At 57.4% G+C, this 26,203-nt stretch carries 25 protein-coding genes; 7 read left to right on the forward strand and 18 right to left on the reverse strand.

The genetic code is table 11. The features are described from left to right. Positions 1–3: 3 nt before the first annotated feature. Entirely contained in the window at positions 4–780 is a 777-nt protein-coding gene (locus tag FDK21_RS00810) for an N-formylglutamate amidohydrolase (RefSeq protein ID WP_138147179.1), read from the reverse strand. Positions 781–882: 102 nt separating this feature from the next. On the opposite strand from FDK21_RS00810, the gene FDK21_RS00815 reads away from it, so the two are divergent. Further along, positions 883–1,764 carry a MurR/RpiR family transcriptional regulator gene (locus FDK21_RS00815; protein WP_198662990.1) on the forward strand — a complete coding sequence of 294 codons (882 nt, stop codon included), beginning with the start codon at positions 883–885 and terminating at the stop codon, positions 1,762–1,764. Positions 1,765–1,900: 136 nt separating this feature from the next. On the opposite strand, the gene FDK21_RS00820 is transcribed toward FDK21_RS00815, so the two are convergent. From FDK21_RS00820 to FDK21_RS00840, 5 genes are all read right to left on the reverse strand, one after another. Next, a complete protein-coding gene (locus FDK21_RS00820) occupies positions 1,901–3,064 on the reverse strand; it encodes a Gfo/Idh/MocA family oxidoreductase (protein WP_138147180.1) in 1,164 nt (387 codons plus the stop codon). Position 3,065: 1 nt separating this feature from the next. Beyond that, positions 3,066–4,124 carry a sugar phosphate isomerase/epimerase gene (locus FDK21_RS00825; RefSeq protein WP_138147181.1) on the reverse strand — a complete coding sequence of 353 codons (1,059 nt, stop codon included), beginning with the start codon at positions 4,122–4,124 and terminating at the stop codon, positions 3,066–3,068. 151 nt (positions 4,125–4,275) lie between these two features. Beyond that, positions 4,276–5,232: a substrate-binding domain-containing protein gene (locus FDK21_RS00830; RefSeq protein ID WP_138147182.1), complete on the reverse strand. Its 957-nt coding sequence runs from the start codon at positions 5,230–5,232 to the stop codon at positions 4,276–4,278. 190 nt (positions 5,233–5,422) lie between these two features. Continuing rightward, the gene (locus tag FDK21_RS00835) at positions 5,423–6,442 is read right to left on the reverse strand and encodes an ABC transporter permease (RefSeq protein WP_114010746.1); all 1,020 of its coding nucleotides are present in this window, start codon (positions 6,440–6,442) and stop codon (positions 5,423–5,425) included. Next, on the reverse strand, positions 6,439–7,962 hold the full coding sequence (locus FDK21_RS00840) for a sugar ABC transporter ATP-binding protein (RefSeq protein WP_114010747.1): 1,524 nt from the start codon (positions 7,960–7,962) through the stop codon (positions 6,439–6,441). The genes FDK21_RS00835 and FDK21_RS00840 overlap by 4 nt, the downstream gene beginning before the upstream one ends. Positions 7,963–8,173: 211 nt before the next feature. Between FDK21_RS00840 and FDK21_RS00845 the strand changes: the two genes are divergently transcribed. Then, positions 8,174–9,205 carry a LacI family DNA-binding transcriptional regulator gene (locus tag FDK21_RS00845; protein ID WP_138147183.1) on the forward strand — a complete coding sequence of 344 codons (1,032 nt, stop codon included), beginning with the start codon at positions 8,174–8,176 and terminating at the stop codon, positions 9,203–9,205. Here the strand turns inward: FDK21_RS00845 and FDK21_RS00850 are convergent. The 8 genes from FDK21_RS00850 to FDK21_RS00885 form a co-directional block, all read right to left on the reverse strand. Further along, the gene (locus tag FDK21_RS00850) at positions 9,146–9,802 is read right to left on the reverse strand and encodes a hypothetical protein (protein ID WP_138147184.1); all 657 of its coding nucleotides are present in this window, start codon (positions 9,800–9,802) and stop codon (positions 9,146–9,148) included. The two genes, FDK21_RS00845 and FDK21_RS00850, sit on opposite strands and share 60 nt — an antisense overlap. Positions 9,803–9,841: 39 nt before the next feature. After that, positions 9,842–10,501: a hypothetical protein gene (locus FDK21_RS00855; RefSeq protein WP_138147185.1), complete on the reverse strand. Its 660-nt coding sequence runs from the start codon at positions 10,499–10,501 to the stop codon at positions 9,842–9,844. Between the two features lie 186 nt (positions 10,502–10,687). Beyond that, positions 10,688–11,665, reverse strand: coding sequence for an ABC transporter ATP-binding protein (locus FDK21_RS00860; RefSeq protein WP_114010751.1), 978 nt, complete (start codon positions 11,663–11,665; stop codon positions 10,688–10,690). Continuing rightward, complete coding sequence (locus FDK21_RS00865; protein ID WP_171021896.1) at positions 11,662–12,696, reverse strand: Gfo/Idh/MocA family oxidoreductase; 1,035 nt, start codon at positions 12,694–12,696, stop codon at positions 11,662–11,664. The genes FDK21_RS00860 and FDK21_RS00865 overlap by 4 nt, the downstream gene beginning before the upstream one ends. After that, positions 12,693–13,535, reverse strand: a complete 843-nt coding sequence (locus tag FDK21_RS00870; RefSeq protein ID WP_171021897.1) for a carbohydrate ABC transporter permease — start codon at positions 13,533–13,535, stop codon at positions 12,693–12,695. The genes FDK21_RS00865 and FDK21_RS00870 overlap by 4 nt, the downstream gene beginning before the upstream one ends. Positions 13,536–13,547: 12 nt before the next feature. Beyond that, positions 13,548–14,462: a sugar ABC transporter permease gene (locus FDK21_RS00875; protein ID WP_114010752.1), complete on the reverse strand. Its 915-nt coding sequence runs from the start codon at positions 14,460–14,462 to the stop codon at positions 13,548–13,550. 232 nt (positions 14,463–14,694) lie between these two features. After that, positions 14,695–15,948: an ABC transporter substrate-binding protein gene (locus tag FDK21_RS00880; RefSeq protein WP_138147186.1), complete on the reverse strand. Its 1,254-nt coding sequence runs from the start codon at positions 15,946–15,948 to the stop codon at positions 14,695–14,697. Between the two features lie 77 nt (positions 15,949–16,025). Then, entirely contained in the window at positions 16,026–16,919 is an 894-nt protein-coding gene (locus tag FDK21_RS00885; RefSeq protein ID WP_138147187.1) for an N-acetylmuramic acid 6-phosphate etherase, read from the reverse strand. A 278-nt stretch (positions 16,920–17,197) separates the two neighbouring features. On the opposite strand from FDK21_RS00885, the gene FDK21_RS00890 reads away from it, so the two are divergent. From FDK21_RS00890 to FDK21_RS00910, 5 genes are read left to right on the forward strand one after another with little or no spacing between them, the layout of a single operon-like run. Next, positions 17,198–17,953, forward strand: a complete 756-nt coding sequence (locus FDK21_RS00890) for a GntR family transcriptional regulator (RefSeq protein WP_114010755.1) — start codon at positions 17,198–17,200, stop codon at positions 17,951–17,953. A 16-nt stretch (positions 17,954–17,969) separates the two neighbouring features. Beyond that, positions 17,970–18,989: an SIS domain-containing protein gene (locus FDK21_RS00895; protein ID WP_138147188.1), complete on the forward strand. Its 1,020-nt coding sequence runs from the start codon at positions 17,970–17,972 to the stop codon at positions 18,987–18,989. Beyond that, positions 18,986–20,146, forward strand: coding sequence for an N-acetylglucosamine-6-phosphate deacetylase (gene nagA, locus FDK21_RS00900; RefSeq protein WP_138147189.1), 1,161 nt, complete (start codon positions 18,986–18,988; stop codon positions 20,144–20,146). The genes FDK21_RS00895 and nagA overlap by 4 nt, the downstream gene beginning before the upstream one ends. 16 nt (positions 20,147–20,162) lie before the next feature. After that, positions 20,163–21,071: an ROK family protein gene (locus FDK21_RS00905; protein ID WP_114010758.1), complete on the forward strand. Its 909-nt coding sequence runs from the start codon at positions 20,163–20,165 to the stop codon at positions 21,069–21,071. Next, on the forward strand, positions 21,064–21,843 hold the full coding sequence (locus FDK21_RS00910) for a copper homeostasis protein CutC (RefSeq protein ID WP_138147190.1): 780 nt from the start codon (positions 21,064–21,066) through the stop codon (positions 21,841–21,843). Before FDK21_RS00905 ends, FDK21_RS00910 begins: the two co-directional genes overlap by 8 nt. Positions 21,844–21,883: 40 nt before the next feature. On the opposite strand, the gene FDK21_RS00915 is transcribed toward FDK21_RS00910, so the two are convergent. From FDK21_RS00915 to mtnK, 4 genes are all read right to left on the reverse strand, one after another. Beyond that, complete coding sequence (locus tag FDK21_RS00915; protein WP_138147191.1) at positions 21,884–22,555, reverse strand: class II aldolase/adducin family protein; 672 nt, start codon at positions 22,553–22,555, stop codon at positions 21,884–21,886. Next, a complete protein-coding gene (locus FDK21_RS00920; protein WP_138147192.1) occupies positions 22,552–23,544 on the reverse strand; it encodes a sugar-binding transcriptional regulator in 993 nt (330 codons plus the stop codon). The genes FDK21_RS00915 and FDK21_RS00920 overlap by 4 nt, the downstream gene beginning before the upstream one ends. 181 nt (positions 23,545–23,725) lie before the next feature. Further along, positions 23,726–24,826: an S-methyl-5-thioribose-1-phosphate isomerase gene (gene mtnA, locus FDK21_RS00925; protein WP_138147193.1), complete on the reverse strand. Its 1,101-nt coding sequence runs from the start codon at positions 24,824–24,826 to the stop codon at positions 23,726–23,728. After that, positions 24,823–26,082: an S-methyl-5-thioribose kinase gene (gene mtnK / locus FDK21_RS00930; RefSeq protein WP_138147194.1), complete on the reverse strand. Its 1,260-nt coding sequence runs from the start codon at positions 26,080–26,082 to the stop codon at positions 24,823–24,825. The genes mtnA and mtnK overlap by 4 nt, the downstream gene beginning before the upstream one ends. Positions 26,083–26,203: the final 121 nt, after the last annotated feature.

A 26,203-nucleotide genomic window follows, 5' to 3' on the forward strand; every position in this document is an offset into this window, starting at 1 on the left:
GTGTCATGGGGACACCTGCCTTAATCGTTCAAGAGCCTCTTGGGAGCGGAGGATGGAACGGGAGAGGTGATTTGCCATTGTGATTGCTTTTTCTTTTGTATTGATCAAGTCGTTGCGGATTTCGATCATTGTCGAATCCAGCCCATGGTCTTCGCCATGTTTTCTCAGACTGTAGGTGACGCCGTCGGTGGCGTCATAAGGTTGGTTGAGGGCGGTGATGAATTGCCCCCCGGCGGCTTCGATGGAATGCATCGCTTCGCTGAAGGCGGAGGACTTGTCGAACAGGAAGCCGATTTCCACTTCCCGGCGGCCGCCATGATAGATTGGCGTGAAGCTGTGAATGGTCAGAATGGTCAGGGCATCGCCGACACGCGCGCGCTGGGTGCGCACCAGTTCCGCTGCGGTGTTGTGGAACGGGTTGTGAATGAGGCCGAAACGGTTTTGGCGTTCGCCATCGGTCAGATCTTCATTGCCCGGAACGGCGAAAATTTCACTCTTGGCGGGCATGGCATCGGGGGCTTCGAGCGGGCGGTTGCAATCATAGACCAGACGGGAGACGCCACCAGCCACCAAAGGGGCATCGAGCAGGTCGGACAGGGCCGTGGCAACATCCAGCGCACCGATGTCCCATGCAGCATGGGAGGTGGCGGTTTCGGTGTCTATTCCTAATCCGTTGAATTCAGTGGGAATATGCAGGGAGGCATGCTCGCAAAGCAACACAAAGGGCGCGGATCCTGTTGTCCGATGCAGATGAACTGGCGACCAAATGGCTTCGGGCATTCTACTTACTCCCTGTTAACTTCTGTAAAGAAAACTACATGCCGGGCACCAGTGTCAATTTTTTTCTGTATTTTTTTCTACATATTTGAGTAAGATGTAGAAATGAAACAAAAGACCAAGAAGGACATCATGCTTGTTCGTGATCTGATTGAGGCGCACAAGGCAGACCTGACCCCGGCGGAGCGGCGGCTGGTGCCCTATATCAAGGACGACTCGCTGGCGATTGAATTGAAGTCGATCACCAAGCTGGCCGAAGCTGCGGATGTGTCCACGCCGACCGTCATTCGCTTTGCGCGTAAGCTGGGATTTGACGGGTTCCCGGATATGCAAAATGCCATCCGGACCGAGCTGGCCGAGCGGATCAAGCAGCCGCTTGCCAAGTTCGAAACCAAGCTGGGTGCGGAGCATGAGCGTCACATTGTCAATCGCTTCACCATGCATGTGGTGGAGAATGTCAACCGGACGATGAACCAGCTTGATTATGAATTGTTCGACCGTGTTGCTGCGCTGCTGGCAGACACCGACAACAAGATCTATCTGCGTGGCGGCAAGATTTCCCAAGCAAGTGCCTTTCATTTCTTCAATCACCTGCAGATCATTCGCCCCAATGTCTCGATGCTGGGGGCGTCTCCAAGCGTCTGGCCTCAAACCTTGCTGGATATGGATGACAGGTCTGTTCTGATCCTGTTTGACATTCGTCGCTATGAGCAGGAGCTGGAGCGTCTGGCCTCATTGGCTTCCTCGCAAGGGGCGAAAATCGTGCTGTTCACCGATCAGTGGGGTTCGCCGATCGAGGGCATAGCCGATCATTGTTTCCGGGCCATGGTGGAAGCGCCGTCCAGCTGGGACAGTACGATCGCCATCAATCTTTTGGTGGAAGCGATGATTGCTCAGATCCAGATCCTCAGCCCGGACAAGAGCAGCAAGCGTATCCGGGAAATGGAAAATATGATCGGCGTCACTGAAATTTTCCGCAAGGCCTGATTTGCCAAATCCATCTGTGCTGTCAACTCTGCAAACACCTGGAACCGGGCAAAAAAGCACCCCGCCAGATGGGCACTGACGGGGTGAAGAGCCTCCATTCCTTGGGAGTGCTCTTGGGAGTGGAGAGGCTGGTATGTTAGCCGATGGTGACCCAAGCGGCATTGGCTGCAGACGAACGAACGCAGGCGTCGATGAACTGGACGCCTTTCAGTCCATCCTGAACGGTCGGATAGGTTACCGCCGGATCCGGCGCTGAGCCGTCCCGTTTGGCCAGAATGGCCCCTGCGGCTTCGCTGTAGATGTTGGCAAAGCCTTCCAGATAGCCTTCCGGGTGACCTGATGGGGTGCGGCTCATGCGGGCCGCGGCATTGCCTGCGCCTGCGCCATTGCGGGTGATCAGGCGTTTGGGTTCGCCAAACGGTGTGTACCAGAGATAGTTGGGGTCTTCCTGACACCATTCCAGTCCGCCCTTGTCGCCAAAGACGCGCAGTTTGAGGCTGTTTTCGCAGCCCGGAGCGACCTGACTGCACCAGAGCATGCCACGAGCCCCGCCCTTGAAACGCATCATGATATGGCCATTGTCATCGACCTGACGACCCGGCACGAAGGACTGCAGGTCTGCGGCAAGGCTTTCCAGCTCCAATCCGGTCACAAAGCTGGCGAGATTGAAGGCGTGGGTGCCAATGTCGCCGGTCGATCCACCCGCACCGGAACGGGCGGGATCGGTCCGCCAAGCGGCCTGTTTGAAGTCGGCAAATTCGGTCAGCCAATCCTGCGGATATTCCACCTGAACCACACGGATGGTGCCAATGTCGCCATTGGCGATCATCGCGTTTGCCTGCCGGATCATCGGGTAGCCGGTATAATTGTGGGTCAGGATGAACAGGGCGTCGGACTGTTCGGCTTCCTTGACGAGCTTCTCGGCCTCTTCCAGCGTCGAAGTCAGGGGCTTGTCGCAAATGACATGGATGCCTCGGCGCAAGAATTCGATGGCCGCGGCATAGTGCATATGGTTGGGCGTGACGATCGATACCGCCTCAATGCCATCCTCACGATTGGCCTCGATTTCTGCCATGAGGGTGAAATTGTCATAGCTGCGCTCGGGGTCCAGCCCCAAAGCCGCAGCTGAAGCATGCGACTTTTCCGGGGTCGAGGAGAGGGCGCCTGCAACCAGCTGGTATTTGTCGTCAATGCGTGAGGCGATGCGGTGCACACCGCCGATAAAGGCGTCGTTGCCGCCGCCCACCATGCCAAGGCGGATACGGCCTCCAAGGCTCTCATTGCGTCCGGTGATGGCCATCTTAATTCTCCAGTCCGAGCATTTTGCGGTTCATGGCTGCGTCGGTGCCACCGTCGGCAAAGTCGTCAAAGGCTTTCTCGGTGACGCGGATGATATGATCCGTGACGAATTGCGCGCCTTCACGGGCCCCATCTTCGGGATGTTTGAGGCAGCATTCCCATTCCACCACGGCCCAGCCATCGAAATCCATGGCAGACAGCTTTGAGAAGACCGCGCCGAAATCAACCTGACCATCCCCAAGGGAGCGGAAGCGGCCAGCCCGATCGACCCAACCCTGATAGCCGCCATAAACGCCCTGACGGCCGGTTGGATTGAACTCGGCATCCTTGACATGGAACATCTTGATCCGGTCCTTATAGATGTCGATATTGTCCAGATAGTCGAGGCATTGCAGGATGTAGTGGGACGGGTCATAGAGCATGTTGGCGCGGGAATGGTTGTTGACCCGCTCAAGGAACATCTCGAAGGTCACGCCGTCATGCAGGTCTTCGCCCGGATGAATTTCATAGCAGAGATTGACATCGCACTCATCGGCGAAATCCAGCAGGGGTTGCCAGCGGGCTGCCAGTTCGTCAAAGGCGGTTTCCACCAAGCCAGCCGGGCGCTGCGGCCATGGATACATATAGGGCCAGCAAAGGGCACCGGAGAAGGTGGCGTGATTTTTGATCCCCATCAGGCGAGAGGCCATCAGGGCCTTCTTGACCTGATCGACAGCCCAGAGCTGGCGGGCCTTGGGATTGCCCCGCACTTCTGGGGCGGCAAAGCCATCGAAGGCTTCGTCATAGGCGGGATGGACGGCAACCAGCTGGCCTTGCAGGTGGGTCGACAATTCCGTGACTTCGACACCGGCTTCTGCGGCAATGCCCTTGAACTCATCGCAATAATCTTTCGAGCTGGAAGCCTGTTCCAGATCGATCAGGCGACCATCCCAAGAGGGGACCTGAACGCCCTTATAGCCGCAATCCGCCGCCCAGCGGGTGATGTCAGCCCAGCTGTTGAATGGTGCTTCGTCCCCGGCAAACTGTGCCAGAAACAGCGCTGGACCCTTGATGGTTTTCATGGCTTTTTCTCCCAAGATCTTTGGCGCCTTCATATGGTGGCGCGCCTGCCTTACATGCCGTACACCTGTATCCTTGCCATGGCAAGGTGGCGGGCCGGATCGGAGCCGGAGCATGACTTGCCCCGGCTCTGGTTTGTTTGATGTCTATTTCTTAGAACGGAGAATCCGGGAAATAGAAGTCCTTGGCATTGTCCTTGGTGATGAGGGTTGCGCCCAGAATGTAACGACCGGCGACCGGACCGTTGGACTTGAAGGCTGCAACGGTGACATCCATCGCGGTGGCAATCATTGCCGGTGGATAGAGCACGTCAACCGGTACCAGCTCATTGCCTTCCATCACGCCTTTGATGGTTTCCTTCATGCCAGCGCCGCCGACAACGAACATGCCATTGCCATCACGACCAGCCTGCTTGAGCGCAGCGACCACACCGATGGCAATGTCATCATCCTGTGCCCATACAGCGTCGATGTCCGGGAAGCGGGACAGGAAGTCCTGCATCACTTCAAAGCCATCATCGCGGTTCCAGTTGGCATGCTTGTGATCGAGCACATTGATGCCGGTATCCTTGATGCCTTCCATGAAAGCGTCGAAGCGTTCATTGTCGATAATGGTTGGAATGCCGCGCAGGATAACGATATTGTCGCCGGATTTCAGACGTGACTTCATATATTCGGCAGAAACGCGACCCATTTCAGGGTTGTTGCCGGCAACATAAATGTCTTCGATGCCCGGTTGGCTCAGGCCGCGATCCACCACGGTGATCATGGCGCCGGACTTCTTGGCATTGAGCACCGGGTCGGTCAGAGGCTCGGATTCAAAGGGCAGGACGACCAGAGCGTCGATCTGATGGACCGAGACCAGATCCTCAATCGCAGAGGCCTGCTGGCTTGGATCCGGCGAGTTGACCAAGATGAGATCAACGTCGGGATAGAGAGCTTCGAGCCGCTCTTCGGCCTTTTCAGCATGCCAGTTCATGCCAGCCGCCCAAGCATGGGTCGGGGTTGGATAAGATACGCCGATCTTGATCTTGTCGGCGGCGAGAGCCGTGCCAGCGAGCATCATGGCTCCGGTCAGCGCGGCGGCGAATAGGCTTTTTGGTGCTTTCATGGTTTCCTCCCAGAATTGCAGAAATGCGCCAGTATGAAGTGGTTCAGGTCTTGAGCAGGGGGCGCTTTGGCCTGCAGGCTCGTTCGAGAGCAGGCGTTGCGTTCCCAATGCCATCCCGCGAGGGGGCGGGGTGGCGGTCTTTTCGTGATCGATTTGGGGTCGATGCCGGGGATCGATCATTGTGGTCCGGTCAGGCCTTTTTCTCCTTTTTGCGGCCAAAATTGCCGCGTTGGAGCCAAACGGCGGTGATGATGATCAGGCCTTGCATGGTGCCGTTCAGATAGTTGGAAATCATGTCGGTGAAATTGAGAATGTTGCCGATGGTGGTCAGGATCAGGGCGCCCAGAATGGTGCCGCCAATCCGGCCATAGCCGCCTTTGAGAACCGTACCGCCAATGATCACCGCAGCAATCGCTTCCAGCTCCCACAACACACCGGTCGACGAGGAGGCCGAGCCAAGACGTGGCACATAGATGATCGTGGCAAGCGCCACGCAAATGCCCTGAATGACATAGGTCCAGGTCTTGATGCGGTCGACCTTGATGGCGGAATATTTGGCCACAGCCTCATTGGAGCCGATGGCCGTGCAATAGCGGCCAAAGGCGGTCCGGTTGAGCAACACCCAGCCAATGATGGCGACACTGATGAACACCCAGACCGGGATGGGCAGGCCCATGAAGCTGTCATAATAGACCGGGCGATAGGTGCCGCGGATGCCATAGTCCAGCGACAGGGTGCCGCCATCGGCGAAATAGGTGACCAGCGAGCGGAAAATGCCCATGGTGCCAAGGGTTACGATGAAGGCTTCTATTTTGCCCTTGGTGGTCAGCAGTCCGTTGACCAAACCGGCCCCAAGCCCCAGCACAACCGAAATGGCACATCCAATCAGCACTGTCGTGATGCCTGTACCCGTGATGGGGACGAGCATGTTCATGGTGATGATCATGACGCCCGCAATCACCGCAGCCATTGAGCCGACCGACAGATCAATGCCTCCCGATGTGATCACGAAGGTTGCGCCAACGGCGATGATGCCGATGAAGGCCGAGCGCGTCAGCAGGTTGGTGATGTTGCCCTCAGACAGAAAGGCACTGTTGAGCGAAAACCCGATGACACACAGCAAAAGCAGCGCGATCGCAGGTCCAAGGGTTTTGAAGTCTGTCGCAAAAGGCAGGCTTTTCGCCTTTTTGCCCGCAGGATTGTCTGTCATGCGCTGGCCTCCTCCTTCAAGCCGGCCGCAAAGCGGACTATTTCATGTTCGTTGATGGCGTCGCCGGTGAGCTCTCCCGTGATGCGCCCTTCGCGCATCACAATCACCCGATGACAGATCCCGATGATTTCGGGCATTTCCGATGAGATGACGACGACCGACATGCCTTCGGCTGCCAGTGCCGCGATGAAATGATAGATTTGCTGTTTGGTGCCCACGTCGATGCCACGGGTCGGCTCGTCGACAATGACAATGCGTGGGTCGCATTCCATCACCTTGGCGAGCAACAATTTCTGCTGGTTGCCGCCGGACATTTCCGAGATTTTGCAGTTGGGGTCGCGGGCGCGGATGTCGAAGCGGCGGATGCCACGGCGCAGGGCCTGTTCTTCCCCATTGCGGTCGAGCAGCAGGCCCTTGATGAATTTGGGTAAGGCAAACAGGGTCAGGTTTGGTTGCATCTGCTTGTCAACCAGCAGCCCCTTGCCCTTGCGGTCTTTGGTGAGATAAACGATGCCAGCATTCCGTGCGTCGGCGGCAGACCGGATATGGGCGTCCTTGCCAAACAGAGATACATGGCCAGACGTCATGGGACGCAGGCCGCAGATGGCCTCGAATAGTTCCGTTCGGCCAGAGCCGATCAGCCCGGAGAAGCCCAGAATTTCGCCTTTACGCAAGGAAAAAGAGGCTCTTTTTACCAAGTCAGTGCTCAGTCCCTTGACCTCAAGCACACGCTCGGCGTCGAAATCCGCTTCGGACATGGGCGGGAAAAGATCGGACAATTCACGCCCAACCATCATTTGCGCCATCGTGTCGAGGGTGAAATCCTCTGTCGGTTTGGTGGTGATCCACTGGCCATCACGCAGGATGGTGATGCGGTCGGCGATGGCGGCGACTTCCTTCAATTTGTGCGAGACAAACATGACCGCCGTGCCTTGCGCCTTCAACCGTTTTACCTGTTTGAAGAACAAAGCCGTCTCCGCCTCGGTCAACACGGCAGTCGGCTCATCCATGATCAGGATGCGAGCGTTGCGGCTCATCGCCTTGACGATTTCGACCATTTGCTTCTGGGCAATCGACAGATTGGAAATGCGATCGTCAGGCGAGATGTCGAGGCCAACTTCAGTCAGCATCTTGAGAACCTGATCATGCATCTCGGCCCGCTTGAGAAAGCCCTTGGCAATCTGCTCGCGTCCCAGGAAGATGTTCTCTTCAACCGTCATCTGTTCGGCGAGATTGAGCTCCTGATGGATCAGGACAATACCCAGCTCTTCCGCTTGCCCGTTGGGGGGCAGGGTGATCGGTTCCCCGTCAAGCAGGATGGTGCCAGAGGTCGCGGGATGAAAGCCCGAGAGGATTTTCATGAGGGTGGATTTGCCTGCACCATTTTCGCCGATTACAGCATGCACTTCGCCTGCTCGAATGTCGAAATTGATAGAGAACAGGACAGGCACCGAGCCAAAGGATTTGCTTACCCTTTGCGCAGCCAGAATCGGAGCGTCGTCAGGACACTTTTCCAACACTTGCTTTCCTCCCTAGCACAAGCGTTTGTTCAGCCTTTTGGGCTGATTTTGGTCAATGTAAACCTTTTCATAATCGATGTAAACCTTTTCATTGTTCAAAATGGAGCGTAGAGTGGGGTGCGAAGGTCGGTGTTTGGTGGACCGGGCGGTGTAACTTCTCTAAACTCCACCAGCTTTGATATGCCGACAATTTGAAAGACAGGGGACTGGATTGGAGCCAACAGGGAAAAAGGCTGCCACCATTGAAGATGTGGCCAAGCTTGCCGGGGTTTCGATCGCCACTGTCAGTCGAGCGATGCGGACGCCGGAAAAGGTCGCGGAAAGCACGCGCAAGAAGGTAACTGCGGCGATTGCCCGGACCGGCTACACGGTCAATGCCATGGCGCAGAATCTGCGCATGCAAAGGTCCAAGATGGTGATGGCGCTTGCACCGTCCATTTCCGATCCGAACTTTTCAGGCATTCTGGTGGGGCTGGAGAAAGTCGCCAACCAGCGCGGCTATGGTGTGCTGATCGGCAATACAGAGGGCAATGTGGAGCATGAGGAAAAATATCTTCATTTCCTCTCGACCGGAATGGTGGATGGGCTGGTTCTGCTAACCGGACATTTGCCGGTGGCTGGTTGGCCCGAGCGGTCCGCCTCCAGCTTCCCGCCGATGGTGGCTGCCTGCAATCCCGTCGATCATGCCGAAATCCCTTATGTCGGTGTCGATGACACGGCTGCCGCCAAGGTGGCAACGGACTATCTGATCTCGTTGGGCCATCGGCGGATCGCCTATGTAGCGGGGCCGCAGGGCAGTCTGGTCGATGATATGCGCTATGCGGGTTATTGTCAGGCAATGCTTGAATCCTTTGACCGGCCCGACATCTGGAAGGTGCGTGGGGATGGTTCGACCGAAGGTGGACGGGCTGCCGTGGAATTGTTGTTCATTCGTGACACCCTGCCGACGGCCTTTTTCTGCTTCAGTGACAGCACGGCCATCGGCGTGATCAGCGCACTCAATTCGCGCGGCATGCAGGTGCCTCATGATTTTTCGGTGGTTGGCTTTGATGATATTCCCTTTGCCAGCCACATTACGCCTGCACTGACAACCATTCGTCAGCCACGCACCCATATTGGCGAGATTGCCATGACGGAACTGCTCGATCAGCTCACCAGCCATCGGCGCCATCTTGGACGGACCCTATTGCATGGGGATTTGATCGTTCGCAGTTCCTGCTCGACGCCCCATGCCATCAAGTAGGTCTTGCCCTGGTGCTTGGGCTTCGGACTTGCGTTGGGCGATCATTCGGGTGACGAGGTGCAGCACGCGGTCATATTCTTCGGTTCCTGCGCGTAGACGGTCGATCATGCGGCCTTTTCCATTGAGCAATTTGAGGTCTTTGTTCGGTCCGGCGGGGCGGAGGTCGGCCACCTTGTCCCACGGGGTGAATTTGGCGTCGCTGCGCTGGGCCAGCAGGCCAATGCCCTGCATGGTCATGTCGTCAGAAATGGCCAGCAGCAAGGTGCCCAGTATGGATGCGCCGCGTCTGCCAGCGCCGATCGTTGCGGAAAACAGCCCTTGCTCGGTGATCACATAGCCGACCTGAAGGTGGTTGCCGGTCAGGGCGACAACGATCAAGTAGCAAAGACCGAGAAAGATGGAGAAGCCGAAGGCACCGACATAAACCCCGAGTACCGGTTCATAATAGCCCTGATAGGCGGAGTATCCGGTAAAGAGTGTGGCAAAGAGAAGGGGAATGCCGATCATCGGAATGGCCACTTGCTTTATGACACAGGCTGACAGCACGGGGAAATCATAGTCCCAGTAGAAAGGGGCTTTTCCGACAGGATCTGGCATTGCGGTCTCCTTTCCCCTTTGAGGCCTGTGGAGTGCCGCTCATTGACCCGTGCGCATCACGTTGGTTTCGATCTGGCTGCAGACGGTTTGGAAATTCTCTGGCGTGCAGAAAATTGCATCAAGCACCAAAAGGCCCGAGCGCAAGACAATGGTGTGTTGGGTGCGGATGATTTCCAGCTCTTCAATATCCTCCCAACGGGTTTGTCTGCCGCTGTTGGCGCTGGCGAGTAGGCCGGCTCCGGCCAGTCCAGGATTGAAGGTGATCAGCCCGAGGGAAATGGCCAGACTGCGACTGACCTTGGCGCGGCTGTCGATGACGCGCGATTGAATGTCATCGCGTCCCAGTTGGAACTGCATTTTCATCCGGTTGCCAAGGACCAGCAGAACAGCAATGGCAACGAGGACCGTCAGAACCCCGATCGCACCAAAAAACAGGATGATGGCGACCCTGATCTCGCCCGGATCATTGTCGATGACCCCAAGGACCAGCATGAGAAGGGCAAGGGCCGCAGCCGGAATAAGGATCACCAGCCCAAGTTGGCGCAGGACGACGCGATTGGTGGCCAGCGGAACATCAATGGTCCACTCGATCGGTGTGTTGCCAAAGGTGTCTTCACTCGTCTTTTCGGGGCCGTTGAAGGGGTCTTGGGTGACAGCTTTCTTGTCTTTTGTTGCTGTCTTGGTCTCTGCCTTTGTCATGGGGTCCCTTCCTTGTTCAGTGTCAGGGAGGAGGTCTTCATGATAGCGGAGCAGCGACGCCTTGTCTCGAGCACCTTGTCACATTGGACATCTGTAGCAGCAATGCGTGGGCCTGGAATGCATCAAGGCCGACAAGATGTCCCGTCGGCCTTGATATTGTTGTGTCTTGATGGCAGCCCGTTGCTGCTAGTCGTCGAAATAGTGCAGTTTTGCGGGATCAAAGCCCAGTTTCAATTGCTGGCCGGGATTGATGTCATGCTGGCCAAACAGGCGTATGGTGGAGTCGATGTTGGCAATCTTGGAGATGACATTGGTGTCGCCTCCCAGATGCTCAACATGCTGCACATCTGCGCTCAGCGGGCCATCGTCTGCGAGATAAAGGTCTTCCGGGCGTAGCCCGATGGTGCGGCGGTCGCCCTCCTCAAGCAGCGAGGCGGGCAGGAAATTCATCGAAGGCGAGCCAAGGAATCCGGCAACGAACTTGTTGGCCGGATTGTTATACAGATCCATCGGGCTGCCGATTTGCTCGACCCGGCCATCACGCAGCACGACGATCTTGTCAGCCAAGGTCATGGCCTCGGTCTGGTCGTGGGTCACATAGATCATCGAGGCATTGAGCTGTTTGTGCAGATTGGCGATTTCGATGCGGGTATTCATGCGCAGTGCTGCGTCGAGGTTCGACAAAGGCTCATCGAGCAGGAACAGCTTGGGCTTGCGGACGATGGCCCGGCCAATGGCGACGCGCTGGCGCTGGCCGCCGGACAATTCGGACGGATAGCGGCTGAGATAGTCATCCAGTTTGAGCATCCGCGAGGCTTCATTGACGCGGGCGGTAATCTGATCTTTCGGTACGCCTTCCTGCTTCAAGGCCAGCGACATGTTGTTGGCGACATTGAGATGGGGGTAGAGGGCGTAGGACTGGAACACCATGGCGATACCGCGTTTGGAAGGCGGCACGCTGTTGACGACTTCGCCGCCAATAGAGACTTCTCCCGATGAGGCATCTTCAAGGCCCGCAATGACCCGCAGCAGGGTGGACTTGCCACAGCCGGAAGGGCCGACGAAAACGACGAACTCACCATCCTCGACGTCGATATTGATGTCTTTCAAGACCTCGGTCTTGCCAAAGGCCTTGCACACATTTTTCAGGGTCAGCGCAGTCACAGCGTTGCCTCCTCAAGCATTACAGGTTTGCCGGTGCGGATGCTCTGGTCGGCGGCAAGGCAAATGGCCAGCGATTGCACCGCATCCTGCATATGTCGTTCCAGATCGATATCGTCCTTGATGGCGCGCAGGATGAAATCCTGCTCGTTGGCGCAAAGCTCGTTATGGCCGGGCTCTCCTGCGAGATCGATGGTCCTGTCGCCGTCCGGTTTGTGAACCAGAATGCCGCCAACCTTGGTGTGGCCATCAATGTCGGCCGATGCGCCCTTGTTGCCATCGGTGATCGAAACCGAGCCATTGGGAGAGACGATGTCTTTGACGAAAAAGGCGGTCTCGGACATCATCGGCCCCCAGCCTGCCTCATACCAGCCGACCGAGCCATCGGCGAAGATGACTTGCAGCTGGCCATAATTATACATGTCCTCGGCGATCTCATCGGACAGGCGCAAGCCCATGCCATTGACGCTGACAGGCTTGGCATCGGTGATCTGACACATGACATCGACATAATGGACGCCGCAATCGACCAGCGGGCTGGTGGTTTGCATCAGGGCCTTGTGGGTTTCCCATTCAGCGCCGCTTGATTGCTGGTTGAGATTGAGGCGGAAGACATAAGGTCCACCCAGCGCACGGGCTTCGGCCACAAAGCGGATCCATGAGGGGTGATGGCGCAGAATATAGCCAACCACCAGCTTGCGGTTGGTGCGTTTGGCGGTGGCGACCACCCGTTCGGCATCCGCCACGCTCATGGCAAGGGGCTTTTCGACGAACACATGGGCCCCGGCTTCCATGGCAGCGCAAGCAAAATCCACATGGGTGTCGGTATAGGTGGCGATCACCACGAGGTCAGGCTTGGTCTCGCTCAGCGCTTGATGAAAGTCGGTGAAGAAGGGATAGGCGGCCAGTTCGTCCTTTTTGGCGCTTTGCGTTCGGGCAACGAGACCGACAATTTCGGAATCGGGATGATGATGGTGGGCGAGGGCATGGGAAAAGCCCATATTGCCAAGGCCTGCAATCAGGGTTCTGATCATTTCACCGCTCCTGAAGTGATGCCGCGAATGAGCTGGCGGGAGAAGATGACGTAAAGAATGAGGACCGGCAGGATGGCCATCGACAGGGCGGAGAGAACCGCATTCCAGTCGGTGACGAACTGGCCGATAAAGACCTGACTGCCAAGGGTCAGGGTTTTGGTTTCCTCGGCCGGAGCGAGGATCAACGGGAACCACAGGTCGTTCCAGATCGGGATCATGTTGAACACCGCGACCGTGGCCATGGCCGGACGGACCAAAGGCACGACGATGCGCCCGAAGATCACATATTCATTGAGGCCATCGACGCGGGCAGCGTCTTTGAGGTCATTGGAAACCTGCTTCATGAATTCGCTGAGGATGAAGACCGCCAGCGGCAGGCCTTGGGCTGTATAGACCAGAATAAGCGCCCAGAGGGTGTTCACAAGGCCGGTGGCGACCATCATTTCCAGAATGGCAACGGTGCCAATGCGGATTGGGATCATGATGCCAAGGGCCAGATAAAGCCCCATCAGGGTGTTGCCCTTGAAGCGATATTCACTCAGTGCAAAGGCGGCCATGGCGCCGAACAACAGGATGAAGAACAGGGAGGCCACAGTGACGATGAAGCTGTTCTGGAAATAGAGGAAGAAATCCCCTTGTTTCATCACGGTTTCATAGCCGATCAGCGAGAAGCTGTCCGCATTGGGCAGGGCCAAAGGCTCACGAAAGATGGCTTTGCGGGTTTTGAAGCTGTTGATCAGGATGACGAAGACCGGGAACAGGGCGATCAGGGTGTAAAGACCCAGAGCGCCATGCATGGCCAGCGCATTGAAGCGGTTGGTACGGGCTGTATTTTCCATGTCTGCCTCCTTCTACATCTGATAACGGCGCAGGCGCGTCTGAATGCCGAACAAATAGATGCAGACGCCAATGAGAATGATCGCGAACATGGAACCAGCAATGGCCGAGCCCATATGCGGGTCACCCAATTGCAGCTGGAAGCCGAAGAAGGTGCGATACATGAAGGTGCCCAGAATGTCGGTCGAGAAGTCCGGACCGGCAAGGGCCCCCTGCGCGGTATAGATCAGGTCGAAGGCGTTGAAATTGCCCACGAAGGTGAGAATGGAAATGATGCCGATGGAGGGCAGGATCAGCGGCAGCTTGATTTTCCAGAAGGCGGAAATGCCGGTGATGCCGTCAATTTCACCCGCTTCAAGCACTTCCTCGGGGATCGACAGCAAAGCAGCATAGATCAACATCATCGGGATGCCGACAAACTGCCAGACCGAGACCAGTGACAGGGCGGTCAGGGCATAGGCTTCCTTGCCCAGCCACGGGGCAAAGAGGGCCTTCAGGCCAATCGCATCGAGCATATTGGGGGCGATGCCCCAGATGGGCGACAGGATCAGCTTCCATGCAAAGCCGACAATCACGAAGCTCAGAATGGTTGGAATGAAGATGGCAGACCGATAAAGCGCCGCAAAGCGCAAGCGCGGATGGGACAGGATCGCTGCCAGTGCGACACCAATCGGGTTCTGGACCAGCATATGAATGAAGAAGAACCAGAAATTGTTCCCCAGCGCGTTCCAGAATTGCTCGGACCAGATCGAGTTGCCGAACAGACGTTCGAAATTGGCGAATCCGACATAGGTGCGCACATGATCGATCTCGCTGTAAAGAGCGAGGCGCAGGGTGTTGAAGAGCGGAAAGATCATGACCGCAGTATAGACCAGCACGGCTGGTGCCAAAAACACGACGATGTGCCATCGAAAGCGGGGCGCTTGCATCACATTCTCCAGTTTCGAAGCCCCTCGCGCTTTCCCGGTCCGATGAGGCTTGAAAGTCAGTCTGTTGCTCGCACCCAGCTTGATGTCGTCTCGGTGCCTTTAGGCTTGACGGGTGCGGACATCGCAGGTTGGGCGAGGGCCGTTCAAGGCCGGGCCGATCCTGTCCGCAGCCCTTGGGCTGCCGACAGGCTATGTGAGGCAAGCGACGCGGTGCGCCGCTTGCCCGTTGGTCTTACATTTGTGGTTTGTACCAGCTGGCCAGACCATCCTGCAGTTTCTTGCCAAGCGCTTCAGGGGTCGCGGTACCCTTGATCGCGGCGGCTGACGCACCCCAGGTCTCGTTTTCGAGGTTTGGTGTGCCGCGGGACAGGATCTGATAGGTGGAACGAATGGTGCTTTCACACTTGCCGCGCCAGCTGACAAATTCCTTGGCGAGCGGATCGCTCAGCTCGACAGGGGTTTTCGACAGCGGGAAAAAGCCCGGCAGAGCATTGCCGAAGATTTCAGCAAATTCAGGCGAAGCCACCCAGCTCAGGAAGGTTTTGGCGGCTTCCGGATTCGGGGTTTTGGCATTCATGCCAATGCCGATATCGGTGTGGTCGGAAATATAACATTTGTCGCCAGCCTTTTTGACCGGTGGCATGAAGGCACCCATCTTGAAGTCAGCCTGTGCGTTGAAGCCGGAAATTTCCCAAGAGCCTGCTGGATAAACAGCGGCGCGGCCAAGGGTGAAGAGGTTCTGGCTGTCCGGATAGGTCTGGGCTTCAAAGCCGTCGCCGAGATATGGGGCCCATTTGGCAAGGGTCGCATATGGCTCAACCCACTGCGGGTCGGTCAGCTTCTGCTCGCCCTTGATCAGAGCCAGACGGCCTTCTTCGCCTTTCCAGTAGTTTGGACCAATATTGTTGTAGCCCATGGTGGCCGCTTCCCACTGGTCATTGGTGCCCATGGCCATCGGAATATAGCTGCCGTCTTCCTTGATTTTCTCAAGGGCTGCAAAGAATTCGTCTTCGGTTTCCGGGGCTTTGAGGCCCAGCTCGTCGAAGGCGTCTTTGTTGTAGATGAAGCCGTGGATCACGGAAGCCATCGGTACGCAGAAGGTTGCAGAACCATCGTCCGTCTGCCAAGCGGATTTGGCAACGTCGGAGAAGTTGTTCATGGCGTCCATGTCGTCGAGTTTTGCCAGATGACCGGCATCATATAGAGCCAGCGAGGCATCGAATGGACGGCAGGTGATGATGTCACCAGCAGAGCCTGCATCAAGCTTGGAGTTCAGCACCGCGTTATATTCGGTTGGAGCCGATGGGGTGAACTTGACTTTGATACCTGGATGCTTGGCTTCAAAGGCTGGAATGATCTTGTCCTGCCAGAGAGTCAGGTCGTCATTGCGCCAGCTCTCGATGGTGAGGGTAGCGTCGGCGGCATAGGCAGCGCTGCTCAGCACGGTGGCTGCGAGAAGGACTGCAGTTGTCAATTTGGTGTTCACGTTGAACCTCTCTGTATGTTGTGTTGCTTGGTTGCAAGTGGAATGGGCAAGTTGCTTTTCTTGTTATGGTGCTGGTTCTAGTCCTTGGCGGCGAGCGCATTGAGCGCTGCACGCAAATGGTCGTCGTGACGGCTGAGAAGCGCCTCGGCCTCGGCCTTGTCGCTGATGCCGGCGCACAGAAGAATGGCCTGTTTGACATTGCCCTGTGCAGTTTCAAGGGCGTTGGTGGCGTCATCCTCGGATGTCTGGGCAATGGTTTGAACGATGATTCTTGCCCGCTGGCGCAGTTTGATATTGTCTGCCTTCAAATTGATCATCATGCCGTCATGAACATGGCCCAAATGGATCGCCATCATGGTGGAAAGCATGTTGAGTGCCATTTTCTGGGCGGTCGCTGCACCCATGCGGGTCGATCCGGAAATCACTTCCGGAGGGGTCGGCAACAGGATTGGACAGTTGCTCTGGCCAAGCAGCGGAGAGCCTGGATTGTTGGCGATGCCAATCACGTAGGTGCCAGCATTCTTGGCAATATGTGCCGCTTCCAAAGTGTAAGGGGTGCTGCCGCTGGCAGAAATCGCGATCAGGCAGTCCCGGTCGGACAGATCAGACAAGGCTTGCGTCAGGCTGGAGCTGTCATCTTCGGTGTTGCCGGGCATGTCGCCATTGGTGGGGATGCCGCCAGCCATCAGAATACGGATCTTGGCTGTATCGATGCCAAAGGTGCCGCCAAGCTCGGAGGCATCTGCCAATGCCATCAGCCCGGACGAGCCTGCTGCGGCGTAAATCAGCTTTCCACCGGCGAGGAACTGACGGGCCATTGCAGCGGATCCGTCGCAGATGGCGGGCTTTGCCGCTTCAATCGCCTTGGCTGCCTCTATCTGGCCATTGGCAAGAATCGTCGCAATGTCCAGCGGGGGCTGGATTTCCAGGCCGATTGCGCTTCTGTGGCGTGTTTCGGTGACAAGGTCCACTGCTTACTCCTCCTGACAGCGCTCTCCAATATAATACCTTTTAAATACCATCTGTCCACCTCTAAAGTTTGCATAATATCTAGGCTTGTGCGAAAAATTTTTGCTTATTGATATATTTGGTCTTATTTTGGTCTTTCTTTATTCCGTCTGGTCCTGTATGACTGAATAGGATTGGAATTGTTTTGGAGGGTTTTTGCGCTGACCGCGCTTTTGGCATTCTGATCTGGATGCGAGGGAGCCCGAAGAGAGGCGCAATCAGAACTGTGAGGCATGCCTTGATGACAGTGGAAGATTATCTGCGAGCGGGGGACTGGTTGAGTAAGAAGGCTGGGCCTCTCTATGTGCTGCTGTCCCGGCGGATTGAGCAGGCCATTGCCATGGGGTTGTTGCTGCCTGACCATTCGCTGCCTGCCGAGCGGGAAATTGCCGATCTGACCGATCTGTCGCGGGTCACCGTGCGCAAGGGCATTCAGGAGCTGGTAAAGAAGGGGATTGTCGAGCAACGTCATGGCTCCGGTTCCTTCGTGCGTCAGCAGCCGGGCAAACTTGAGCAATCTTTGTCCCATCTCACCTCCTTTACCGAAGACATGATGGCGCGGGGCTTTGAAACCTCGTCGATCTGGCTGGAACGCGAAGTGCGCAGGCCATCGCCGGATGAGATGTTCACGCTGGGTTTGTCCGGGGGCGTCTCGATTGCCTGCCTCAATCGGCTGCGGGAAGCCAATGGCCAGCCGATGGCCTTGGAATGTGCGGTTCTGCCGGTCGATATCCTGTCGGACCCCTCCAAAGTCACAACGTCACTGTATGATCAGCTGGACCGGGACGGCAATCGTCCGGTGCGGGCGGTGCAGAAGATTTCTGCGATCAATCTGGAGGCGCGCGAGGCCGAGTTGCTCGGTGTGCCGGTGGGGATGGCGGGGCTGAGCATTCGGCGCATTTCCTATCTGCAAAGCGGTCGGGCGATCGAGTTGACCAAATCCATCTATCGTGGCGACGCTTATGACTTTGTCGCCGAAATGAGTTTTTCACAATGACAGAAGGCAGTGCCCAATGACGAAGATGCGGGAAGAAACCGAAGAAATCCCTGTAGCCGTGGAGCGACTGCTAAAGAGCGTGCCGGACAGCATTGACCCGGTTGCGGCTGCCCTGCGTGCGCGTGATCCCAAGGTCGTGGTGACCATTGCCCGCGGCTCGTCCGATCATGCTGCCTATTTCATGAAATATGCCATCGAGCTGGTGATGGGCCTGCCCGTTGCCTCGCAAGGGCCGTCGATTGCCTCGATCTACGGCGCCAAAATGAAGATGGACAGCGCGGCCGTGTTTGCGATTTCCCAGTCCGGGGCGAGTGCTGATATCGTGGCGATGGCCAAGGCGGCGCGAGAAGGCGGGGCGCTGACGGCGGCTCTGGTCAACACGCTGCCATCCGATCTGGCCAATCAATGCGAACTGGCGGTCGACATCAAAGCCGGAGAAGAACAGGCGGTTGCCGCCACCAAGTCTTATGTCAACTCGATCGTCGCCGGGCTGGCGATCCTCGCCGGATGGGCCGAGGATTACACGTTGAAGAATGCACTGGCGCGTCTGCCAGAGCATCTCAACACTGCCTTGTCGATTGACTGGTCAGAGATGATCGAGCCGGTTTCGAAAGCCAACTCCCTTTACATGCTGGGGCGCGGACCGACCATGGCGATTGCGGCGGAAGCGGCGCTCAAATGCAAGGAGACTTGCGAGCTGCATGCAGAGGCCTATTCGTCGGCGGAAATGTTGCATGGTCCGGTGTCGCTGGTGGATCGGGACTTTCCGGTTATCGCCTTTGCGGCGCGGGATGCTGCTGAAAACTCGATTGTCGAGATCGTCAATGGAGTGGTGGCAAAGAATCCTCATTGCTACATTTCATCGAACCATGCAGGCGACGCAGTGCGGTTGCCCTTTGTCGTTACCGGTCACCCGCTGACCGACGCCCTGACATTGATCGTGCCTTTCTATCGCTTTGTCGAGCAATTGTCGCGGCATCGTGGCCTTGATCCGGACAAGCCTGCAGCGCTGAAGAAAGTGACGGTGACGCGATGACCGGTTCCGTTGCCTATTCCGCCAAGCGCCTGTTTGATGGCGAGCATTTTCATGACGATGTTGCCCTGTTGGTCCGGAATGGATCGGTTGCAGGGCTTGCGTCCCTCTCTGATGTGCCGGATGGTTATGCTTTGCACGATCATGTGAGCGATCTTCTGGTGCCGGGCTTTGTCGATCTACAGGTCAATGGCGGTGGTGGGGCATTGCTCAATGACACGCCCACCAAGGATGCCATCGAGACCATTTGCTCGGCCAATGCCCGCTTTGGTACCACGTCTGTTTTACCGACGCTGATCACCGACGCGCCAGAGGTGCGCGATGCGGTGCTTGCAGCCGGTGCCGAGGCCAAGCGTGCCAAGGTGCCGGGCTTTCTGGGGTTGCATCTGGAAGGGCCGCATTTGTCGCGGTCCCGCAAAGGGGCCCATGTGGAAGACTTCATTCGGCCAATGGATGACGCTGATCTGGCGGTGCTGACCAAGGCAGCTGGCACCTTTGGGCAGGCCATGACGACGGTCGCGCCGGAAAATGTCACGTTGGATCAGGTAAAGGCTCTGGTGGCGGCGGGCTGGAAGGTCAGTGTTGGCCATACCGATTGCAAGGCGGCGGATGCCAAGGCTTATTTCGAGGCAGGGGCGTCGATGGTGACCCATCTGTTCAATGCCATGAGCCAGATGGGCAATCGCGAACCCGGTGTGGTGGGGGCGGCGCTGACCAGTGACACGGTCTGGTGCGGCTTGATTGCCGATTGCGTTCATGTCGATCCGCTTTCCATGGCGATAGCCTTGCGGGCCAAGCAGGGGGCAGGGCGTATTTTCTTTGTCACCGATGCCATGTCGCCCACAGGTACCGATGCGACCGAATTCATTCTTGGGGGCCGGACCATCTATCGCCGCGACGGGCGACTGACCTTGGCCGATGGCACGTTGGCCGGGGCTGATATCGACATGCTGTCGATGATCAAGCTGGCCCATGAGAGATTGTCCTTGTCCTTGGCTGATGTGCTGAAAATGGCGTCGCTCTATCCCTCGCAGGCCATTGGTGCCGCTAACAAGGGGCACTTGCGCACCGGGGCGGATGCCGACTTTGTGCTGATGGGGGCTGATCTGTCACTGCATTCCACCTGGATTGGCGGGCAGTGCTGCTTTTCCCGCACCTGACAGTGAGGGCGCTTGAATGATTGTCTGTTTCGATATCGGCGGCACCTCTATCAAGGGTGCATTTGGTGCCGACCCACGATCGCTGGAAATCGTGCCGCGTATCCCGACACCGGGCCATTGTTTTGAGTCCTTTGTGGCTGCGTTGCGCAGCGTGATCGCGTTGGCGCCGGAAAGACCGCGCTGCATATCCATTTCGATTGCCGGGATCATTGATCCTGCTAGTGGTCTGGCGGTTGTTGCCAACATTCCCTGCTTGCATCGACGTCCAATGCAGGCCGATCTGCAGGCAGCCCTTGGCCTGCCGGTGATCATTGCCAATGATGCCGACTGTTTTGCGCTGGCCGAGGCCGAGCTTGGATCGGCCAAGGGGCATGAAGTCGTCTTTGGGGTCATTTTGGGTACCGGGGTCGGAGGTGGTCTGGTGATCGACGGACAGTTGGTCAATCGCCGCGGCGGGTATGCCGGAGAGTGGGGCCATGGTCCCGTAGCGGCAACCGAAGTGGGCGATCCGCCTATTCACTTGCCGCGTTTTGAATGTGGCTGTGGTCTGAAAGGCTGCATTGATGCCACCTGTAGTGCACGGGGGCTGGAAAAGATCCACAAGCATCTGACCGGCACCTGTCTCTCCGCAGAACAGATTGTTGCGGCTTGGGAGGCTGATGACGCTGCGGCCAGCAAGACCATAGCTGTCTATGTGGACCTGATCTCCGGGCCGTTGGCACTTGTGATCAATGTGACAGGGGCGTCGATTGTGCCGGTCGGTGGCGGTTTGTCCAATGCGACCGCGCTGATCGCAGCCATTGACGCGATGGTGCGGCAGCGTATTTTGTTGCATGGCCTTGAGCATATCGTTGTTCCGGCCGAAAACCGGATTGAGCCGGGCATTCTGGGGGCTGCAATTCTTGGCAGTCGGTTTGATGGCTAAGGACGATCATCGCCAGTTCCAAGAGGGTCAAGCCGGGTCAGCCGATGTCTTGCTGGAAGTCTGTGTCGATAATGTCGAAGGGCTTGAGGCCGCTTTGGCTGGCGGGGCGGACCGGATCGAGCTTTGTTCTTCTCTGGCAGTGGGTGGCCTGACACCATCGGCAGGGTTCATGGCCCATGCGGCGACGCACTCCCCCTTGCCTGTCTATGGCATGATCCGGCCCCGGGCCGGGAACTTCTGTTTTTCCGCTGAAGAGATCGCCTTGATGTGCGCCGACATTCGCTCCGCTCGCGATGCTGGTCTTGCGGGGGTGGTGATCGGGGCAGCGCGTCCGGATCTGACGCTCGATCTGGACGCCTTGGCGCGGATGGTTGAGGCGGCAGAGGGCATGGGAGTGACCCTGCATCGGGTGTTTGATCTACTTGCCGACCCTGAAGCTGCCATTGAAGAGGCCATATCTCTTGGGATCGAGCGGATCTTGACCTCGGGCGGTGCGCCTTGTGTGAATGAAGGTCGCGACCAGTTGCAGGCGTCGATCGATTGGGCTGCCGGCAGGATTGGCATCATGCCCGGTGGTGGGGTGACAATCGACAATGCGCCTCTATTCAAGGCTATGGGGATGAAGGAACTGCATGCCTCTTGTTCATCTCCTTGTCAGTTGGCTGGAGGTGCAACGCGGGAGTTGGCGCTCGGCTTTGTTGCGGCGGGGGCAAAAAAAACGGACCGCGACAGGGTCGCGGCCCTTAAGGTTGCAATCAATCATAAGGGGTAAATGGCTGCTCAGTTTCACCCCAATGCTGCTTGCGGAGAGATCAGACTTTCACAGGGCCATAATTGGCGAAGGCCGATATGACATCGTCCATTTCGGCGTTGGACAGGATGACCGGATCGCCGACCTGTTTGCTCAGGCAATAGACCTTGGCGATATTTTCCAGCTCTTCGAGGCGCCAGAGGGCTTTGTCCAGGCTTTCGCCGACAACAATTGCCCCGTGGTTGGCCATCAGGCAGCCATGGCGATCCTGCATCACACGATTGACTTCATCGGACAATTCGACACTGCCAAACAGGTGATAGCCAGCCAGCGGCACATCATAGCCGCCAAAGGCCGCAATCATGTAATGGCAGGCGGGGATCGTCTGGCGATTGATGGCCAGCGCCGACGCATAGGCCGGGTGGGCATGGACGACAGCGGCCATGTCGGGGCGGCTACGCAACAGGCCCTGATGGAAGCGCCATTCGCTTGACGGCTTCAAAGGCTCGTTGCCGGTGGGGGCGCTGTCGATTGGCATGCGGACGAGCATGTCCGGTTCGAGGTCGGCATAGGGAACGCCGGACGGGGTGATCAGCATGTCGTCGCCCCGATCACCGGTGCGTACGGAAATATTGCCTGAGGTGCCTTGATTGATGCCGCTGCTATTCATCCAGCGGCAGGCGTCGATGATGGCTTGGCGGGTGGTAACGGTATCCGGGAGAGCGTTGGTCACGTCTCTTGCTCCAATAATAATTGTGCGGTTTGGGAACAGGTGGCCAGATGGGTGACATAACCACCCTTGATGGCGGCGCGTGCACCGGGCACCCTTGCTGCGCCGGAGGCAACCAGAATGCCCATTTCCTTATTGCGCATCTGTTCGAGGGTGACGCCGAGCATCCGGTCGTCGATGTCGGTCGGGATCGGGGTGCCATCCTGATCGATCAGGCGGGCGCAGATGACGCCGGTTGCGCCCTCCTGGCGGTGTTTTTCCAGACTGTCGAGGCTGAGAATGCGCGTGCGGGCAATGTGGCTGGTATCGGTGACTGTGCCGCAGGCAAACAGCACCTTGTTGCAGTCGGCCACGGCGGCCAATTGTTCTGTGATGTCGGGCTCGGCGCGCAACTGGGTGGCCAGCTCGGCATTGGAGACCGTGAGCGGTACGTGCAGGTTGATGCAGTGCGCGCCGAAATGGCGGGCGATGGTGCCCGAGCAGACTTCGGCGGCAAAGCCAAGATCGGCAGCGCGGGAGCCAACCAGCTGGACAACCGTGATGTCTTCGATGGATAGATGTGGGGCCATTTCGGCCACCCGATAGATGGTCTCGCCCCAGGCAACGCCCATCCGGTCGCCCGGTTCGAGCAAATGGGGCAGCCAGTCTGCGGTGGAGCGGGCGACGCGCTCGGTTGAGCCTGCCGGACTGGAAGGGTCGGAAGGCACCACCAAAGCTGCGGTCAGGCCATAGGCATCCTTGAGCCGTTCAGACAGTTCGTGATTGAGAAAGATCTCGCTGTCGAGCGTGATACGAACATATTCACGGCGGCGGGCTTCGGTCAGATAATTGACAACGGATGCGCGGCTGACGCCGAGGCGCTTGGCAATGTCATTCTGATTGAGGCCGTCATGATAATAGGCCCATGTCGCCTCGATGATCGCGTCGTCCTGCCTTGAAATGCGGCGCGTCAGAGAATGGGTCGGTTTTGCTTTGGAACTGTCTGTCGCCATGGTCGGTTCTCCCCCCAATTGGCTCACTGCCCGGCTGGTCCTTTTTTGTTTGTGGACCGGGATGTGAGATCTTTAGGCGCTTGTCGCTCTAGCCTGATTTGGCTCGGGATGCAATTTGCGCCATCACCCGGCCCCTTTAGCGCGCGGAAAAAAGCTGCGGGGGCCGGGTGCGGTTGAAGCGTCAGTCAGTCTTGGACAGGTCTGGGAAGAGCGCCGCCAGACCTTCCGGGGTGGCCTCACAGACACCGCGTTCCGTGATCAATCCGGTGACGAGCCTGTTCGGCGTGACATCAAAGGCCGGGTTGCCGCCCTCAGTTCCCATCGGGGTGACTTGCACTGTGCCGATGTCACCTGCTTCCGTCTGACCCTGAACATGGGTGGTTTCGAAGGCATTGCGTTCCTCGATGGGAATTTCGGCAACGCCGTCATCCACCGTCCAGTCAATGGTCGGAGAAGGCAGGGCGACATAGAAGGGCACCCCATTGTCATGGGCGGCGAGCGCCTTGAGATAGGTGCCGATCTTGTTGCAGACATCGCCGCGGCGGGTGGTGCGGTCGGTCCCGACAATGACCATGTCTACCAAACCATGCTGCATCAAATGGCCGCCGGCATTGTCGACGATATATTTGTGCTCCACACCATGGCTGCCCAGCTCCCAGGCTGTGATGGCACCCTGATTGCGCGGACGGGTTTCATCGACCCAGACATGGAGTGGAATGCCTTCATTATAGGCGTGATACATCGGTGAGGTTGCCGTGCCCCAATCCACAGTGGCCAGCCAACCGGCATTGCAGTGGGTGAGAATGCGGACCGGTTCGCCCTTTGGCTTTTTGGCAGCGATTTCGCGGATGATGGCGAGGCCATTTTCGCCGATGCGGCGGTTGATTTCCACATCTTCATCGGCGATTTCATGGGCCAATGCCAAAGCAGCCGCCGCACGATCCGCTTCGGGCAGGGGGCTCAAATGGGCTTTGCAGCGATTGAGCGCCCAGCGCAGGTTGATGGCCGTTGGACGGGTCTTGTCGAGATAATGCCATGCCTCGTCGAGATGCTTGTCGGACGGGTCGAGCTTCATCGCAAGCGCCATGCCATAGGCAGCCGTTGCCCCGATCAGCGGAGCGCCGCGGACGCGCATTTCCACGATGGCGTCGGCAAACTCCTCCATGGTGGTCACTTGCTGGATGCGAAATTCATGGGGCAGCCAGCGCTGATCGATGATCGCGACCGCGTTGGTGCTTTCATCCCACCAGAGTGAACGATAGTGTTTTCCGTTGACCTTCATAGGATGTCCCTCTTGTTGAAGTCGCGTGCCATGGCCACGAGGGCGGTGGGATCGGCGATGGTTTCGGCTTTGAGAATGATTTCTGCTCCCATCATCAGGTTGCGTGCTTCCAGTGGGGCACGAACCGTGACGTCCTCGATGCTTTCAAAGTCGGCATTGTGGGCGAGGGACAGGGTGCGGCGGTGCATTTCGATGCCGCAGATGGCAAGCGCGTCGATCCAGATGTCTTTGAGCAAAGCCTTACAGGCCGCTTCCGAACTGTGACCCTGATCTTCGAACAGGCTTTTCGGATAGAGCATGCCGGTGCGCTCGGTCTTCCAGAGATGGATGAACTCGGCCTCGAACTGCTGATAACAATCGGCGATCACCGAAAGGATCCATTCCTGATAGTCATCAAGCTCTGCACCGCGATGGGCCGGTTGGCTGAAATAGGCCATCAGGAAGTTGGCAGTCAGCATGCCGATGTCAAAACCAATCGGGGCATATTGGACGAATTCCGGGTCGATGACCCGGCTGTCACTGTCGGTGGACATGATCGAGCCGGAATGCAGATCGCCGTGGGCCATGGTTTCGGTGTTGGACGCAAATTTCATCAACATGCGCTGGGCGCAGGCTTTGAGTTCTGTATTGCCGCGCAGCTGCGCCACCACCGGGTCAAGACCATCGGTATGGTGGTTCATTTCCGCGTCATAATAGGGATCGGTGAAGACCAGAGCCTCGGTGATGGCGGGGATTTCAACATTGCCGGCAAAGAGGCCGACATCGGCTTTCTTGTCCGCAGATTTCATTGACAATTCGGATCCGCGGAAGGCCGTACGGGCACAGAAATTACCAAGGAAAGTGGCAAGACCCTCAACCCTTTCACCCCTGATCAGTTTGTGGCGCAGAATCAGGTGCGGCTTGATGAATTCCATCGCGATTAGGGCGTTGGTTTCATCGAAATGGAACACTTCGGGTACCGAGCCGGGGTCACGGGCTTCCTGACGGATCAGCGCGTGATATTCGAAAAAGGCCCGGTAAAGCGGCAAGGGCCAGCTGTCGCCGACAAGGCGGACATAGGGCAGGGCCTGCTTGACGATGATGGTCTCGATTTCCCCATCCACAATGAAGACGAGGTTGAGGTTTCCGTCGCCCACTTCACGGACCTTCCAGGCGCTCTGGTCACCACCGAGTCGGTCGGCAATGGCAGCTACGCCGGCGAGGTAACCGGGCAGGCTTTCGGTTGAAAATGGTGTGTATTGACTATGTTCAGACATGGCTTTGTTCCTCCCATGGTGGCTTCACACTGACATCAAATTATTCAAACGTCAAGTGGGTTGACAAATGAATAATCTGTGCTGATAATCGCTCATGGAAGCTACGCCGCACTGGTCGGCG

Source organism: Cohaesibacter sp. CAU 1516 (assembly GCF_005771485.1).
In the GTDB taxonomy this organism is placed as follows: Bacteria; Pseudomonadota; Alphaproteobacteria; order Rhizobiales; family Cohaesibacteraceae; genus Cohaesibacter; species Cohaesibacter intestini.

Coding starts and splice junctions, on each gene's coding strand:
- FDK21_RS00835 (WP_114010746.1), bottom strand. CDS start 6,442: ATGACAGACAATCCTGCGGGCAAAAAGGCGAAAAGCCTGCCTTTTGCG.
- FDK21_RS00815 (WP_198662990.1), top strand. CDS start 883: ATGAAACAAAAGACCAAGAAGGACATCATGCTTGTTCGTGATCTGATT.
- FDK21_RS00855 (WP_138147185.1), bottom strand. CDS start 10,501: ATGACAAAGGCAGAGACCAAGACAGCAACAAAAGACAAGAAAGCTGTC.
- FDK21_RS00825 (WP_138147181.1), bottom strand. CDS start 4,124: ATGAAAACCATCAAGGGTCCAGCGCTGTTTCTGGCACAGTTTGCCGGG.
- nagA (WP_138147189.1), top strand. CDS start 18,986: ATGACCGGTTCCGTTGCCTATTCCGCCAAGCGCCTGTTTGATGGCGAG.
- mtnA (WP_138147193.1), bottom strand. CDS start 24,826: ATGAAGGTCAACGGAAAACACTATCGTTCACTCTGGTGGGATGAAAGC.
- FDK21_RS00850 (WP_138147184.1), bottom strand. CDS start 9,802: ATGCCAGATCCTGTCGGAAAAGCCCCTTTCTACTGGGACTATGATTTC.
- FDK21_RS00910 (WP_138147190.1), top strand. CDS start 21,064: ATGGCTAAGGACGATCATCGCCAGTTCCAAGAGGGTCAAGCCGGGTCA.
- FDK21_RS00905 (WP_114010758.1), top strand. CDS start 20,163: ATGATTGTCTGTTTCGATATCGGCGGCACCTCTATCAAGGGTGCATTT.
- mtnK (WP_138147194.1), bottom strand. CDS start 26,082: ATGTCTGAACATAGTCAATACACACCATTTTCAACCGAAAGCCTGCCC.
- FDK21_RS00890 (WP_114010755.1), top strand. CDS start 17,198: ATGACAGTGGAAGATTATCTGCGAGCGGGGGACTGGTTGAGTAAGAAG.
- FDK21_RS00920 (WP_138147192.1), bottom strand. CDS start 23,544: ATGGCGACAGACAGTTCCAAAGCAAAACCGACCCATTCTCTGACGCGC.
- FDK21_RS00830 (WP_138147182.1), bottom strand. CDS start 5,232: ATGAAAGCACCAAAAAGCCTATTCGCCGCCGCGCTGACCGGAGCCATG.
- FDK21_RS00895 (WP_138147188.1), top strand. CDS start 17,970: ATGACGAAGATGCGGGAAGAAACCGAAGAAATCCCTGTAGCCGTGGAG.
- FDK21_RS00820 (WP_138147180.1), bottom strand. CDS start 3,064: ATGGCCATCACCGGACGCAATGAGAGCCTTGGAGGCCGTATCCGCCTT.
- FDK21_RS00810 (WP_138147179.1), bottom strand. CDS start 780: ATGCCCGAAGCCATTTGGTCGCCAGTTCATCTGCATCGGACAACAGGA.
- FDK21_RS00870 (WP_171021897.1), bottom strand. CDS start 13,535: ATGGAAAATACAGCCCGTACCAACCGCTTCAATGCGCTGGCCATGCAT.
- FDK21_RS00875 (WP_114010752.1), bottom strand. CDS start 14,462: ATGCAAGCGCCCCGCTTTCGATGGCACATCGTCGTGTTTTTGGCACCA.
- FDK21_RS00865 (WP_171021896.1), bottom strand. CDS start 12,696: ATGATCAGAACCCTGATTGCAGGCCTTGGCAATATGGGCTTTTCCCAT.